At 46.3% G+C, this 16,112-nt stretch carries 8 protein-coding genes, 2 tRNA genes and 2 rRNA genes; 3 read left to right on the forward strand and 9 right to left on the reverse strand.

From position 1 onward, the window contains the following. Positions 1–34: 34 nt before the first annotated feature. The 4 genes from ACZ5V1_RS10640 to ACZ5V1_RS10655 form a co-directional block, all read right to left on the reverse strand. Positions 35–2,970: ribosomal RNA gene (locus ACZ5V1_RS10640) — 23S ribosomal RNA — on the reverse strand. Between the two features lie 161 nt (positions 2,971–3,131). After that, a tRNA-Ala gene (locus tag ACZ5V1_RS10645) sits at positions 3,132–3,207 on the reverse strand. An 11-nt stretch (positions 3,208–3,218) separates the two neighbouring features. Further along, positions 3,219–3,295 (reverse strand) — tRNA-Ile (locus ACZ5V1_RS10650). A gap of 164 nt (positions 3,296–3,459) precedes the next feature. Further along, positions 3,460–5,001, reverse strand: a 16S ribosomal RNA gene (locus ACZ5V1_RS10655). Together the 16S and 23S rRNA genes with 2 tRNA genes alongside form the textbook arrangement of a ribosomal RNA operon. Before the next feature lie 586 nt (positions 5,002–5,587). On the opposite strand from ACZ5V1_RS10655, the gene ACZ5V1_RS10660 reads away from it, so the two are divergent. The 3 genes from ACZ5V1_RS10660 to ACZ5V1_RS10670 all read left to right on the forward strand — a co-directional run bounded on the left by ACZ5V1_RS10660 (position 5,588) and on the right by ACZ5V1_RS10670 (position 10,890). After that, on the forward strand, positions 5,588–6,217 hold the full coding sequence (locus ACZ5V1_RS10660) for a tetratricopeptide repeat protein (protein ID WP_464388824.1): 630 nt from the start codon (positions 5,588–5,590) through the stop codon (positions 6,215–6,217). A gap of 128 nt (positions 6,218–6,345) precedes the next feature. Next, a complete protein-coding gene (locus ACZ5V1_RS10665) occupies positions 6,346–10,125 on the forward strand; it encodes a sensor histidine kinase (protein WP_464388825.1) in 3,780 nt (1,259 codons plus the stop codon). Positions 10,126–10,311: 186 nt separating this feature from the next. Then, a complete protein-coding gene (locus ACZ5V1_RS10670) occupies positions 10,312–10,890 on the forward strand; it encodes a TetR/AcrR family transcriptional regulator (protein ID WP_464387077.1) in 579 nt (192 codons plus the stop codon). A gap of 100 nt (positions 10,891–10,990) precedes the next feature. On the opposite strand, the gene ACZ5V1_RS10675 is transcribed toward ACZ5V1_RS10670, so the two are convergent. From ACZ5V1_RS10675 to ACZ5V1_RS10695, 5 genes are all read right to left on the reverse strand, one after another. Further along, on the reverse strand, positions 10,991–11,419 hold the full coding sequence (locus ACZ5V1_RS10675; RefSeq protein WP_464388826.1) for an FCD domain-containing protein: 429 nt from the start codon (positions 11,417–11,419) through the stop codon (positions 10,991–10,993). Between the two features lie 286 nt (positions 11,420–11,705). Continuing rightward, positions 11,706–13,070: a hypothetical protein gene (locus ACZ5V1_RS10680; RefSeq protein WP_464388827.1), complete on the reverse strand. Its 1,365-nt coding sequence runs from the start codon at positions 13,068–13,070 to the stop codon at positions 11,706–11,708. Between the two features lie 5 nt (positions 13,071–13,075). Further along, complete coding sequence (locus tag ACZ5V1_RS10685; protein ID WP_464388828.1) at positions 13,076–13,573, reverse strand: hypothetical protein; 498 nt, start codon at positions 13,571–13,573, stop codon at positions 13,076–13,078. Beyond that, complete coding sequence (locus ACZ5V1_RS10690) at positions 13,561–14,031, reverse strand: hypothetical protein (RefSeq protein ID WP_464388829.1); 471 nt, start codon at positions 14,029–14,031, stop codon at positions 13,561–13,563. Before ACZ5V1_RS10690 ends, ACZ5V1_RS10685 begins: the two co-directional genes overlap by 13 nt. Continuing rightward, positions 14,028–16,088: a phage tail protein gene (locus tag ACZ5V1_RS10695; protein ID WP_464388830.1), complete on the reverse strand. Its 2,061-nt coding sequence runs from the start codon at positions 16,086–16,088 to the stop codon at positions 14,028–14,030. Before ACZ5V1_RS10695 ends, ACZ5V1_RS10690 begins: the two co-directional genes overlap by 4 nt. Between the last annotated feature and the right edge of the window lie 24 nt (positions 16,089–16,112).

Consider the following 16,112-nt stretch of genomic DNA (forward strand, 5'->3'; position numbering starts at 1 on the left):
ATCTAATAGGGAGGAAAAGAATGATTTAGTGTAGAAAAATAAGGCTCACGGACTATTAGTACTGGTTAGCTGAAGGCATCACTGCCCTTACACACCCAGCCTATCAACCTGGTGGTCTACCAGGGTCCTTTAGCTCATAAATGAGAGGGAGATCTTATCTTAAGTGAGGCTTCCCGCTTAGATGCTTTCAGCGGTTATCCCTTCCGAACGTAGCTACTCAGCTATGCCGTTGGCACGACAACTGACCCACCAGAGGTTCGTTCACCCCGGTCCTCTCGTACTAGGGGCAACTCCTTTCAAATCTCCTACGCCCACAGCAGATAGGGACCAAACTGTCTCACGACGTTTTAAACCCAGCTCGCGTACCACTTTAAACGGCGAACAGCCGTACCCTTGGGACCTGCTTCAGCCCCAGGATGTGATGAGCCGACATCGAGGTGCCAAACCGCGCCGTCGATGTGAACTCTTGGGCGCGATCAGCCTGTTATCCCCGGCGTACCTTTTATCCAATGAGCGATGGCCCTTCCATGCGGAACCACCGGATCACTAACACCAACTTTCGTTCCTGCTCGAGATGTCTCTCTTACAGTCAAGCTCGCTTATGCGTTTGCACTCAACGACTGGTTTCCAATCAGTCTGAGCGAACCTTTGTATGCCTCCGTTACTCTTTAGGAGGCGACCGCCCCAGTCAAACTACCCACCAGACACTGTTTCCTAACCGGATAACGGTAGAGGATTAGAGCCTTAGACTAGCAAGGGTGGTATTTCAAGGTTGGCTCCACAAACACTGGCGTGCCTGCTTCAAAGCCTCCCACCTATCCTACACATGCTAGCCCAAAACCCAATGTCAAGCTATAGTAAAGGTGCACAGGGTCTTTCCGTCTTGCTGCGGGTACACGGCATTTTCACCGCGAATTCAATTTCACCGAGTCTGTAGTTGAGACAGTGCGGAGATCGTTACGCCATTCGTGCAGGTCGGAACTTACCCGACAAGGAATTTCGCTACCTTAGGACCGTTATAGTTACGGCCGCCGTTTACCGGGGCTTCGGTTCGCTGCTTCGCCGAAGCTAACAACTCCCCTTAACCTTCCGGCACCGGGCAGGCGTCAGTCCATATACGTCGTCTTACGACTTTGCATAGACCTATGTTTTTAGTAAACAGTCGCCACCGCCATTTCTCTGCGGCTCTCCGTTGCTTTGTTTCGCGAGGAAACTAACAACAAGGAGCACCCCTTATCCCGAAGTTACGGGGTCATTTTGCCGAATTCCTTAACTACAGTTCTCTCGAGCGCCTTGGATTACTCATCCCGCCCACCTGAGTCGGTTTGCGGTACGGTTTGCATAGACTAAACTTAGAAGCTTTTCTTGGAAGCATGGACTCAACACCTTACGTTCTTGCGAACTCCGCATCGTGTCTCAGGCATGTAGAGGTACGGATTTGCCTATACCTCAACCCTACGCACTTGCACTGGCTATTCCAACAGCCAGCGTGTCTATCCTACTCCGTCCCTCCATCGCACATCTATACAAGTACAGGAATATTAACCTGTTTCCCATCGACTACGCTTTTCAGCCTCGCCTTAGGGGCCGACTAACCCGGGGCAGATTACCTTTACCCCGGAAACCTTGGGCTTACGGCGGATGGGTTTCTCACCCATCTTATCGTTACTCATGTCAGCATAATCACTTCTCTACCGTCCAGCATGCTTCACAGCACACCTTCAACCAGTAGAGAACGCTCTCCTACCACCAGCACAAAGTGCTGATCCGAAGCTTCGGCACCATACTTAGCCCCGTTACATTTTCGGCGCAGAATCTCTAGACCAGTGAGCTATTACGCTTTCTTTAAAGGATGGCTGCTTCTAAGCCAACCTCCTGGCTGTCTAGGAAATTCCACCGCCTTTTCCACTGAGTATGGATTTGGAGGCCTTAGCTGTCGGTCTGGGCTGTTTCCCTTTCGACTACGGCCCTTCTCAGTCGCAGTCTGACTCCCGAGGATCATTTATACGGTATTCGGAGTTTGATAGGGTTTGGTAAGCTGGTGAGCCCCCTAGCCCTGTCAGTGCTCTACCCCCGTTAAACTACCTCGAGGCTATACCTCAATATATTTCGGAGAGAACCAGCTATCACCAGGTTTGATTGGCCTTTCACCCCTATCCACAAGTCATCCAAATCGTTTTCAACCGATACTGGTTCGGTCCTCCACTCAGTTTTACCTGAGCTTCAACCTGCTCATGGATAGATCACCTGGTTTCGGGTCTAATCCACTGTACTTGTCGCCCTTATCAGACTCGCTTTCGCTACGGCTCCACTTTCGCTTAACCTTGCACAGTAGATTAACTCGCTGACTCATTATGCAAAAGGCACGCGGTCACATCTCAAGGATGCTCCCACAGCTTGTAGGCAACTGGTTTCAGGTTCTATTTCACTCCCCTAACAGGGGTTCTTTTCACCTTTCCCTCACGGTACTGGTTCACTATCGGTCACTAGTTAGTACTTAGCCTTGGAAGATGGTCCTCCCAGATTCCCACGGAGTTTCTCGTGTTCCGCGGTACTCAGGAACAGTCAGTGTCATGTTCGACTTCAGGTACGGGACTTTCACCCTCTACGGTCAAGCTTCCCAGCTTGTTCCCCTATCTAATAATGAATCACTTGATGACTGCCCTACAACCCCGCCATGTCGAAACATGACGGTTTGGGCTATTCCCCGTTCGCTCGCCGCTACTAAGAGAGTCTCGTTTGATTTCCTTTCCTCGGGGTACTGAGATGTTTCACTTCCCCCGGTTAGCCTCTCTAAACCTATGTATTCAGTAAAGAGATAACGGGACATAACTCCCGCTGGGTTTCCCCATTCAGAAATCTATGGGTCAAAGGATGTTTGGCTCCTCACCATAGCATATCGCAGCCTACCACGTCTTTCATCGCCTTCTAGTGCCAAGGCATCCGCCAGTTGCCCTTAATAACTTATTTTTCTACGGACATTCTTTTCCGTCCCTATCGATTGTAAAAGAGCAGAAACCCGAAGGTTTCAGCCAAGTATAATACTTGGATTGTAACCACTACTTATCATTTAAGTAATGACGACTACCAAAAATTTACTTGTAAAAGAACTGTATGCTGTTCCACCAAAATGGTGGAGGCGAACGGGATTGAACCGTTGACCCCCTGCGTGCAAGGCAGGTGCTCTCCCAGCTGAGCTACGCCCCCACTTGGGTAGATGGTGGGCCTGGGAAGATTTGAACTTCCGACCTCACGCTTATCAGGCGTGCGCTCTAACCAACTGAGCTACAGGCCCATTCAGCCTAATGACAAAAGAATCGCCTGCCGGCGGCACTTTAGTTACAACAATCTTCCTCATTAGGAAGTTACTGTGTCATTTAGTTGTAAAGAGCATGCGACCATAAGTTGGTCAACGCAAAACTCTTTGCAATTAAATAGCGAATCGGATTATTTTTCTTTAAAGGAGGTGATCCAGCCGCAGGTTCCCCTACGGCTACCTTGTTACGACTTCACCCCAATCATCAGCCCCACCGTAGACAGCTGCCTCCATTGCTGGTTAGCTCACTGGTTTCGGGTAGAACCAACTTTCGTGGTGTGACGGGCGGTGTGTACAAGGCCCGGGAACGCATTCACCCTGGCATGCTGATCCAGGATTACTAGCGATTCCGACTTCAAGGAGTCGAGTTGCAGACTCCTATCCGGACTGGGATGCACTTTATGGGATTAGCTCCACCTCACGGTATCGCAACCCTTTGTATGCACCATTGTAGTACGTGTGTAGCCCCAGGCGTAAGGGCCATGATGACTTGACGTCGTCCCCACCTTCCTCCCGGTTAACCCGGGCAGTCTCCCTAGAGTGCCCAACATTACTTGATGGCAACTAAGGATAGGGGTTGCGCTCGTTGCGGGACTTAACCCAACACCTCACGGCACGAGCTGACGACAGCCATGCAGCACCTGTCACTGCATTCCCCGAAGGGCACTGTCTAATTTCTAGGACATTCGCAGGATGTCAAGCCTGGGTAAGGTTCTTCGCGTTGCATCGAATTAAACCACATACTCCACCGCTTGTGCGGGCCCCCGTCAATTTCTTTGAGTTTCAGCCTTGCGACCGTACTCCCCAGGCGGGGTACTTAACGCGTTAACTACAGCACCGAAGGTCAAGCCTCCGACACTTAGTACCCATCGTTTACGGCGTGGACTACCAGGGTATCTAATCCTGTTTGCTCCCCACGCTTTCGCTCCTCAGTGTCAGTAATAGTCCAGGAAGTCGCCTTCGCCACCGGTGTTCCTTCTGATCTCTACGGATTTCACTCCTACACCAGAAATTCCACTTCCCTCTCCTATACTCTAGCGATGCAGTATCAAATGCAATTCCACGGTTGAGCCGTGGGCTTTCACATCTGACTTACAAAGCCACCTACGAGCGCTTTACGCCCAGTGATTCCGATTAACGCTTGCACCTTCAGTATTACCGCGGCTGCTGGCACTGAATTAGCCGGTGCTTCCTCTAGAGGTACCGTCAATTACTAGGAGTATTATTCCTAATAGGTTTCTTCCCTCTTGACAGGAGTTTACGATCCGAAAACCTTCATCCTCCACGCGGCGTCGCTGCGTCAGACTTTCGTCCATTGCGCAATATTCCCCACTGCTGCCTCCCGTAGGAGTCTGGGCCGTGTTCCAGTCCCAGTGTGGCAGGCCACCCTCTCAGGCCTGCTATTCATCGTTGCCACGGTAGGCCGTTACCCCACCGTCTAGCTAATGAAACGCGGACTCATCTACTGGCGAGAGCTTTCAAGAAGAGGCCCCCTTTCCCGTTTCCAGCGTATACGGTATTAGCAGTCGTTTCCAACTGTTGTCCCGTACCAATAGGTAGATTATCCACGCGTTACTCACCCGTGCGCCACTCTACTCGTTTCCGAAGAAACTTTCGCGTTCGACTTGCATGTGTTAGGCACGCCGCCAGCGTTCAATCTGAGCCAGAATCAAACTCTCCAGTTTAATAATTCTGTATTGAATTGTCCGTTACCGAAGCAACGAACAACGCTAGCTGATCTCTAAATCAATCCGATTCGCTATTTAATTGTCAAAGAGCTTTTTAATAAAAGCTCCACTCGGCTCGTTAGCCTTGTGTCGAGTTGGCGTTTATGCCACCCGGCCGCTAAGCTGTCAACAACTTTCTGAAATTTAATTTCTTCCGTTGTGCGACGAACCCTTGTCTCGCGGCGTGGAAAAGGGTTTAGACTTTCCTCCGCTCGCTGTCAAACCCTTTTTAAAAGTTTTTTTCAAAACATTTAAAATCAGATTTGGAACAAGAAACTTAGCTATAAAAGAACAAACGCTGCTTTGTGTCGCAACGTCAGAAAGCTTCTACGTAAATGACACTTCCCCGTCAACGTAAAACTATGTTTTTCTGATAATCTTATACAAGGCATAATGCGCGTCTTTTTTTCATGTAATAAATTCAGTATATTAATAAATTATGTATATAATTTTTACAGTAGCTTTTATTGCTATGTATTCTAGGTATTGGTACCAATTCATACTGGCTCTCAAATCATAACATTATATAGGACGGATCTTTTCTATGACAAAGCGCGAAGCTGAACGCCTGAGGCAAGAATTTGAAAAAGGTATATACGTAAAGAAAAGCACAACCATTATGTGTGTGGCCTTTGCTCTCTGCCTCGGGGTGTTCCTTGGAAACTTGCTTACTGTCATATACTCTGCTCAACCCCCTGCACAACAGACAAGAGCAGTCCAACAAACACAGCCAAAGCAACCTCAAGTCTCACAGGCACAGGCTTCAAGAATTATTGATCTTGAACGCCTGACTCGCAATGAACCGGATAATGTTAGCGCATGGCAACAACTTGGTAACGCGTACTATGATGCCAACCGCCCTGAAAATGCTATATCTGCCTACAACAAGGGCCTTGCTCTTGACGATACATCAGCTGATGTATGGACAGACCTTGGCACTATGTACCGCCGCACTGGTCAATACCAAAAGGCCATCGAGAGTTATAACAACGCGCTGAAGATTGACCCGATACATGCAAATGCCCTTTTTAATAAAGGGGTTGTTTACGTGCATGACTTGAAACAAAAAGAAAAAGGAATTGTTGCATGGGAAGAACTGCTTGCTTCCAACCCATCTGCAAAAACTCCTCAAGGCCAGCCGCTTAAAGAGTTTATTGACGCACATAAAAAGTAATTTTTTTCCGAGGAAAAACGCTGTTAGCAACCGCTAACGGCGTTTTTCTTTTGAATTATGGACATTTATTTACCATCGTTCTATGGTCGCTACATCTAGCAACTCAGATAAATATAACGGTGAACTATATGCTCCCTACTCTTTTACGTTTCCGAAAAACACTTTTCTGTTTCGCATCATGTTGTGTTTTAGTTGCCCTCTGCCTGCCTTCACTTAGTGAAACTCTCAACTCCGGACGTCGAGTACCTGTCGCGTACGATATCTTTTTTGAAGATACCCCGACAGCTTCCATCTCTCAAGTTGCTGCCCCCCAGTTCAGTAACGTATTTACGCCACTTGGCCAGACCCCCATTCCCCACTCAGTTAAACGAGCATGGATTCGTATATCTATTCCTATTGAACAAATCGAAAGATGGCGCATGAACGGTTTCTTTCCATTCATGCAGTTCGGTGGGATAGTGCGCCGCCCGACAACTCTTTTCTATAGACCGGCAAATAATCCCCAACGGTGGCAATCGTCAGCCATATCCCGTTGCCATATTCCGCTTCCGGATGCTTCAAAGTCCGGCCTTGCTGAATACTACTTGCGGGTAGATGGCAAACCCGGCATCTGGTTCACCCCTGAAGTAACGTTGAAAAGTACCGCAATGCCGACCTTTATCACATCACTGGTCTTCTGGCTCCTTATCGGGCTTACCCTTGGAATTGCGGGGCTTAACTTCTTTCTTGCTGTATTCACTAAAGCCGAGAGTTGCTTCTGGCTTTGTATCTATACGCTACTCACAACCACCTACTACACGTTTGGATTTTTACCCTCCACGGCAGCCGGACTTGAATTCTCCACTGCGTGGACTATTCTTTTACCAGGACTAGCGCTAATCATCCTTCCTCATATTGGCCGCAATCTCTTCTACAGTGTAGAGTGCCCACGGCTTATTGATGCTCAGCTTTGGGGGCTTTCCCTGCTTGGCTTACTTGTTGCTGTTTTCCCGCTTATTCCCGGTCTTTCAAGCTCATTACACTATCTTTCTCTATGGCCTGCCCTTGCAGGTCTTGGTGCCATTCCCGGCTATGCCGCGATTACTCGAAAGATCCCTGGCGGTAGAAGATTTACAGCGGGCTGCCTGCTGACTGCATTAGGGAGCATGATCGCAATATTACCTGCTAACTCAGCAGATATTGCAGGAATTCTTCAGCTTATGCCTTTTGCTGGCGTAGCCATGGGCCTCATGATTCTTACACCAATAGCCTTGCACGGTTCCAGACTTCAGACACAGTGCGTTCCAAAACCACTTGGTCCACACCCAAAATTTACACCTGAGAATCTCATACAGAAAATTAGTCATGACTTGCAATCACCGTTGGTTACAATTGCTAACATGGGTGAAAAATTAAGCGACATCAACATTCCTGAAGAAGGAGAACACGCACTGCGCACATTGCAAACCGCTACGCATGTTCTGCAACTACAACTGAAGGATCTACTCGACCTGAACAGAGCTGATAATCATCGGTTAACGTTAAAGAAACGTAGCTTTGACCTGCAAAGCCTGTTGAAAGACGCATACAATATAATGCTACCGCACACTGAAGAAAAGGGACTTACGCTTACATGGAAAATAGCGCCCAATCTTCCAGTTCACTATGTCGGTGACTCGAGCCGTCTTATTCAGATATTATTAAACCTGCTCGGAAACGCTGTTCGATTCAGTGATTCCGGTTCAATCAGCATAACTGTTTCCAGTCTTGATTCTTCAAAAGATACCGCGCAACTTTTGGTCACAGTAAAAGACCAGGGACGAGGTATCCCACTTCAGAATAAATATGATGTGTTGGACAGATTCTGCCAAGAGCCTGAGGAGAATTCAGGTAAGTACTGTGGCTCCGGTCTTGGGTTAAGCGTAACAACAGAGCTTGTTCATTTGATGGATGGCTTCTTATGCATAGAGTCTGAGCCTAATGTCGGCACAACAGTCTCCTTTACTGTGCGTCTTGAAAAATTCGACAAAACAAAACGAGACTATCCAAGTACAGGCGTACACCCTTCGCCTCTCCAAGACTCTATCGCTGAAGATGGTGAAGCTGAAATCCCGCAGCTGCTTATTATTGAGACTCGAACGGCACCTTCTGAATCAATTCAGGAACTTCTTGATCCAGACGTATTCCATGCTCATGAGGTAACTTCTTTTGATGCAGCAATCACCACATACGAAGCATTCACAGTTGATGCGGTTATTGTTGCAGCTGAGCTGACTGAAGACGCCATCAATATTCTGTCACAGCTTTTTGAAATTGATAAAAAAATTGATTGTCCTTCAGCGCCTGCCATCGCCATTGCAAACAGCCCTGTCAGTGCCGAATTACTTTGTGATTCTGGATATTCTGAATCATTACCTTCACCTGCTACAAGTAATGAACTACTTGCCGCACTGGCAACACTTGGCTTGTACAAACTTCCTCTCGAATCTACCGAATCTATAAATCAAAACCTTGAAGATAATGATTACGAATTTGATGACGAGTTTGAAGAAATTGATGACGTTCCGGTTCTAGAGCCACTATCTCTCTCTGGATTAGATTTAATATCTGAGCCAGAGCCAGAGCCAGAGCCAGAGCCAGAGCCAGAGCCAGAGCCAGAGCCAGAGCCAGAGCCAGAGCCAGAGCCAGAGCCAGAGCCAGAGCCAGAGCCAGAGCCAATAAATCTCCTGCCGGAAAACATAATTCAAGAAGAAGTTTCACCGGAGATTGATGACCCAATCGTTCCTGAGCCAAGCGCACTGTCAAACAACACAGAAAAACCGGCTGAAATAGAAGCTCCATCAAACGAATTGGATGAAGCGGAAGCCTATTCAGTTGATAACAATTTGGAAACTATCGAACCGACTCTTTTGCCAAATGATCTTTCAGATGAACTGTTAGATGAACACTCCGAAGAGCTTCATGATGAATTTGCTACGGATTCAGCAGAAAATGTTCCAACAGACATCGCGGAAAACTCAATTGAAGCTCCAGCGACAGAACTCACTGATCTGGGCATAGACGAAGACGCCATCGATCAAAGTGATGAATACATTTTCGAAGAAATTGAAGAAGATTTAGATGAAGAGAGCGAGTTAGACGAGAGCTCACTTCCGACTCCAAAACTTATTACACCGGAAGAAGAAGCCTACTTAAAAGAAGTTCTTGGCGGCAGTGGCGTAGCTAGAAACTCTATGGAAGAAGAGCCCATCGCTTCAGAAGAACGTGAAGAAGTATTACTTGATGAAATCTCAGATAATGCGGAACCAGACAATGTAGAGCAAGATGAGGAGAAAAGCAGTGTGACACCTCCTCCTCTATTCTCATTTGATGAGCTGGATAAGTTAGACGAGTTGACCGAAGCAGAAGACAAGGAAGAACTCTTTTCAAGAGTAGCCAATGAACGAAGAACTCAAGCTGCCCAACGGGTTGTAACATCTGACAACCAAACAGCCTTCAGCAGTATTGTGGAAGAAAACGAAAATACCCCCAAGTGGGATGACACCCCGCTGACTGAAGCCGTAAGTCATTTAACACTAAACTCTGAAGAAGCCGCACATCCTGCTGAAGTTCTTGACATGTTCTTCCTTCCGCAAATCCCTAAAATAATATCTCAACTGCAAGAAACTTTTGAAGAAATATTCCTTCATGCAGAAGAAGGCAGCATTACAGGAATTCTGCATACAGCAGAAAAGCTTCAAAATCAGGCGCAAAAGTATGCGCTCAGGGAAGTTGATAAAATGGCGAGCTGCGTTGCACGCGCGGCAGAAGCCGAGGATCAAAAAGCAGTCAGCAATCTTATGAGTGAATTAGAAGCAACAGTGGTTCAAACAGGCAAAGCACTACGCGACGTATATAAACACAGTTCAGCAACAACCGATGATTTTTAGAAAAATACCGAGCCGTGTGCCCTGTACAATGTTTACTCTAAGGTAGGAAAAATTATAGCAACCTTCCCCGATTATCTGCTTCAATCCGTTGACAGCCTCACAGTATCGCGTTATCCCCTCTCACCTGTGCGAGTACCCACTGGCACAACTGATTTGCATACTGCCAAATAAAGGTATGAGGCTACCATGAAACGCGATATTATTCTTGATACTGCTGCACGTCTTTTTGCTGAACGTGGATTTAGTAACACACCTACCAGTCTTCTCGCCAAAGAAGCTGGTGTTGCAGAAGGAACAATCTTCCGCCACTTCCGTACTAAAGATGATATCTTTCTTACACTCATCACGAATGTAAAAAACCAGCTCATTGAAGATATTGAAAAATATCTTGAAGTTCGCGAGCCGGAAAATGCACTCGAAAAAGTAGAATCCGTAATAAAATCTTTTTACGTCTTCGTGAAAAAGAACCACATGGAATTCTCCCTTATCTTCCGTGATGCTCCAACCCGTTACTGTGGTAACAGCGAAGACTTCTTTGTTCAGATCAAAGAAATTTACGCATACGTTACTGGCTACCTTTGTGACTCTATTGACGAAGGCAAGCTTGACGGTTCTATTATTGCGGATATTGATGCTCAGGAAACAGCGGACATGCTCATGGCTACTATGGTCGGTCTTGTTCGCGGCATGCATTTTGGCTTTATTGAGCCATCTGACAACATGCTTAAGACTGTTTTACGGAATTTCAAAAAAATTCTTTGCTAGGACAGCCTGCACATACTCACAGCAAACGCGCAACTTCCGCACGAATATTTCTGCTGTAGAGTACACAAAAAAAAGCCGCATCATGCGGCTTTTTTTTGTGTCAATTAAGGTAGACAGAATAATACGTTCCCATCCGTAATAACTGGCCGCGCAATGCGGCACAGGCTCCTACCTCATCAAGCTCTTCAATGCAAAATACGAGCTTTTTATTATGTTCATAGAGCGTTTTACGATTAAATGCGACTGCCATATACAATTCCCGACCTTCTTCAAACATCGGGATCAGCTGTACTGAAAGCATAGACAGCATACAGTTCGAAGCCAAAGTGAATAGCTCTTCATAAAAGCTGCGTAATACAAGTTTCGTTTCAAGATCTGAATGCAACACAGTTTTCTGCGCCGATACCAGTTCGTGCAGACGTCCAATACCCTCGCCAGTGGCATTCCTGACCACCGATTCCAGCAAAGCGGTCTCTATACCGTATTGAACTTGCATTATATCTTGCAAACGGGAATTAAATTCATACACGCTTCCACTCCGACCACAGGACCTAAGACTCTTCTGTTGAACACACTTTACCTGTTGATACACGACAACTCCTATCCCTTAGAAAGAACAGGATAGCAAAGAAAAGTGTAAGCTCCATTATATTATGTAGTTTCATTAAACAGTAATTACATGTTCCGCTCTAGCATTTCTATATAAATTAACTAGAGTTTATCCAGTTTATTATACAAAAATGATTAGCTCCGTTATATGTTGTATTTTTTCAACATCATGTAAACATGTTTTTACATCATAAATACAAGAAAGATTACACAAGAAATTCCTTTTTAATTGCATGTACAGTGGCCAACACATCATCATTCACTTTTCGTGCAGAAATAACTTCATTCAATGCATAACGAAACAGTGTCATATCTGGAACATCTCTTGTCCTATCAGGTACAACTTCAGCATTTCTCTTTTTTATGAACAACAATGACTTTCTATTTTCATTTTTCAATAACAAAAACTGATTTAGTACATTCAATAGCTGTTCATTTTCGAATTGTGTCTTCGGGGAATACTCGCCAAGAACATCATACAGCAACAATGCATCATATGGAGACAACTCTGCGTCCGGAAAAATACAATAAGGTTCTGCAGCACGTTCGCACTCAACAGAGGCTGCAAAGGCTTTAATAAATTTTGACGAATCAGTTTCCCACCGCGGCTGCTGTACTACATCTAATAAGTGCTGCTTTTCATCTTCCGAAACCAACTGGGAGTTAAAAAGGATTGTTACCGCCTGAACTCTGTCTTCATTCCCCAGAGACTCACACAACTCTCGTGCTGCACTCCTGCGCTTCACCGCTGTCAGCATTCTATCTAACTGGAAATACTGCACCCGTTCTGCCTCAACGCGTTCCAATAAAAGAGAGTAGCTTTCATCTGAAATTTTCAGCACAGCCGGAGACGCATTACGACAAATAGTGCAAAGCTCTTCCACACGTTGCTGTGGATCATCAGACTCAATATTTCGAGATACAGCTTGGTAAGCCCTCTCACTTGAACTGCGAAGTAGAATATCTGCAAGGAGTTCCGCGTCTGCTTTTACTAGCAACTTAACGCGTTCTTTGAGCAAAACAGAACCCACTACAGGGTTATAGATTGCCACCTCTGACAAAAAGCTGCATACCAATGCAGAAGTATTCAAACGCTTTTGCCTTACGCTCGCTTTACTGTTCTCTCCCTGAATTATCCATGCAAGATCCTCTGTCTGCGACATCTTTTCCTGCAATTCACTCAAGGATTCCAACATGCTTTTTTGTGACCGCTCATCACTCTTTGATTCACTTGCGGTTGCATAGGCTCGCCCAAGTAACTTTGCATCGTCACAAAGACCTTGAAGGCGTTTGCTGCATAACTGCTGAGCCTGCTCAACAATATGTTTTTTTTGTGCAAACTGATCAGACTGAGAATGCAACAAAGCACTGCCTATTAATTGGGAAGCAACAGCCCCTCTGGAAATTTCGTTTCCACCGGAAACAGCTTTGAGAAGAACTTCCGAAGCAGTTGCATTACCACCTTGAGTAGCTCCAGAACGAAGTTCCTGTTCGGCATTTACAATTCGTTCCAAGGCAATCAACGCTTCGACAGAATCTTCAGGCATCGCTTTTTTATCTTCAATAAGCATTCAGGCTACTCCCTGCCAAAAAGAGAAATAGCTTTTTGTGCGGCCCCAATAACAAACACCGGATTAGTAAGCGTATCTTCCCAAGACTCCCGACTGTAAGTCTGGGTAGGAATAAGACTACGAGCCTCCGATTTTGTTCCGCTCATATCGTACTCCCACGCTCTCATGTCACTTTCATAGCGAATATCGCTCATCTGCTCCTTCGCGATAGCTCTGTTGTTCACCAGCAAGTCAACAGCACTCCCCGACGCAAGCGAAACACCGTTTGCAGCAAGAGTACTTTGGGTGCGTCCTTCAGACTGAAGATAGTTTCGACGTTCCTGATTGATTTTGCGGTCACCTTCAGCACGTGCATGATCAGCTTTTTGCCGTGCAGCATACGCATCGATCGGTGCTGTATTTGCAACGGCACCAGTTGTCTTAATGCTTCCACTACTCTGGTTATTTGCAGCGGCTGCACTTGCTGTGGCCAATAGTAAGGTTGCAACTCCTAATGAACACATACCGACTCCTCCTTGTAAAACTCATAAAACGGCATAGAAAATGGTCCGTACGGCACAGTATTCTGCGCCATTGAAAATCCCATCCGGCAAAGCCATTGAATAGATCTTCTATTACGTGCATCAACCTTGTTACGAAGCACAGGGAATAAACTATGCATCAAAGGCAGAATTTCCAGCGGCCAGCGAAAGAAAACTCGAGGATCTGAACAAATCTCATCAGCTCCCAGCATCCACGGCTGCCCCTCTCCCTCATTTTCCATTGAAGGAGCTACCCCGAAGACCGCCGCAACGGTTTCGTCTATTTCTGCACACCAAAGCATTGTCGAATATTGGGCACACGCCACAAGCACCTCATCAGGATCAAGCCCATGCGCTGCCCATACTTCATTATAATCCTGCTGCCGCAGGCGACCTTGCAACGCAATGGCATCTTCAACACTTGCTCTACGAACAATCATCGCTCACCTATCTCAATCTGCATGGAATATGAAAGTAACGTCACAGGAAACGGCTCTTCCTGCCTGAAAACTATGTTCGATTGCATTTCATACCCGCCATTAATCTCAATATTTTTCTCACCGCTATACAAGGAAGGTGCGACATCAAGTCCGGCATCATCCTGTAATGCAACCTGTCTTGGAACAATATTGCCGGCTCCGACGTTAAGCCCTGCTGTTTCATGCAGATGCAAACACATTCTGTTGACCCGTCGCGTTTTTCCTTTGCTACTTCCGATCGCCAACGGCACGTCCTGTTCTATGGGGATCAGCTCGGATATATATTGCAAACCTGCATGCACAACAGATGCTGCATGTGGCAGAGTGATTTTTCCCTCAGACACAACTTGAGAAGGCGTCACAAATCCGTCTGCAAGTACTTGAACGGTCTTGCCTTCAAGATGATCTAACCCTGTAAACGTATCTGTACTCTCTCCACGGTAACTTATGCCTGAATCTACAAAGAACTGGTCTTCTGTGCTGCTAACGCCGTATGAAGACAACCGTTCAACATAGCGGTTTTCTTCACCGTTAACTTCTCGCTTAACAACACACCACAACTCATCCCCATCATCTCCATGAATACAAGTCACAGATTCAAAATGCCCGTCAGACGAATGTTTATGCCACCCGACAACGTCATGCTCACGTTCATAGGTTACCGCGGCCAGTGAGCCATCAGCCAGCACGCACCATACAATTGAATATGGCTCCTGCTGATACGCCCACGACACCACAGGATTATTCTTTAGCAAATGTTCGGAAAGGATTGAAAGCTCCGTTCCCATATATCCATCTTTTTGCAACGAATACTGAAGCTCGCGAATAACCTTTCCACCTTGCTGCAAAAAGAGAATATTCTCTCCAATAACCAAAGGAGGTAGCGCTGCTGCACCAATAACACTTTGCCGCTCAAATTTAATGGAGCGAGGTGTTATTGCCTTATTATCCCCACCACTCATACGCCATTCACTACCGGCAGTACCCACAACAAGATGGCGCCCGGGCATCATCCATTCGATTTTATTCACACGGTCCGCGGCAATGGTAGCGGCAATGCTATCATCATCACGCAATGGATCAGAAATATTAAAGTTGCTATAGCTACCGGAGCGGCTCATCCAGATTGTCTGTGGCTGTTTGCTTGATGCCGCAAAGCACAGTCGCTGCTGATAAAACTGCACACAACTTGGATATTCTCCTTCGTCACTAAACATGGCTCGATGAACGGGAATACCTTCAGAAAAATCTGGAGTAGTGCCTCTATCTACCCATTTTTGACTTGAAGCCTGTCCAACAAATCCTAGATTTCCAGATTCATTCCAACATTTGTACACAGCAAAAACAGCATCGTCGTGCTCTGAATCCCACGTAAGCGTAATGCTTGCTGCAGCAGAGATAGTTTCAGGCCCTTGAACTGTTACGCGAACAGACGGTTCGCTTTCTTCACGAGTAAATGGATCAATGGCAGTAACAACATAAGAATATTCCCTTGATGCAGAACCTGTCACATTCGTAGTGAGAGCTTTTGGCGGCTTCATCCGGCTACTCAAAACAATCTTTTCAATTTGCCATGTATCGTGACCTGTTCGAACCACCTTGTAAGGTGGACAAGAACTACTTGCGACAAAGAGTACATCTGCAGATTGGCACACGGAAAGTGCGTTAAGAACATCACTGCTCCAAGGAGTTAGTATTTCGAAGGGTCTCCCCGTAAGATTAACCACCAACCCGCCATCCTTCCATACCCGCATGTACTTGTTTCCAAACTCAAGAACATATGTCTGGTCTACATTAAATGAGAACGGAATGAGTCGAACTTTTGCAGTACCATTTTCGCGACACTTTCCTAAAAATTGAAAACCGGGACGTCTTGCAGCAGGCCCATGAGGGAGCACCAACATATTGTGTAACTTTTTACATCCGTTGCCATACCGAACCTGATCTGTTCGCGCCCCCATAAGCGGAGAAAGTTCGCCCCCGTTAAAATTATTCTGTATTACAGTTACCGCACTCATTGTTTTCTCCTGTTACCCTGCCGC

This window comes from Halodesulfovibrio oceani subsp. galateae, assembly GCF_055397225.1.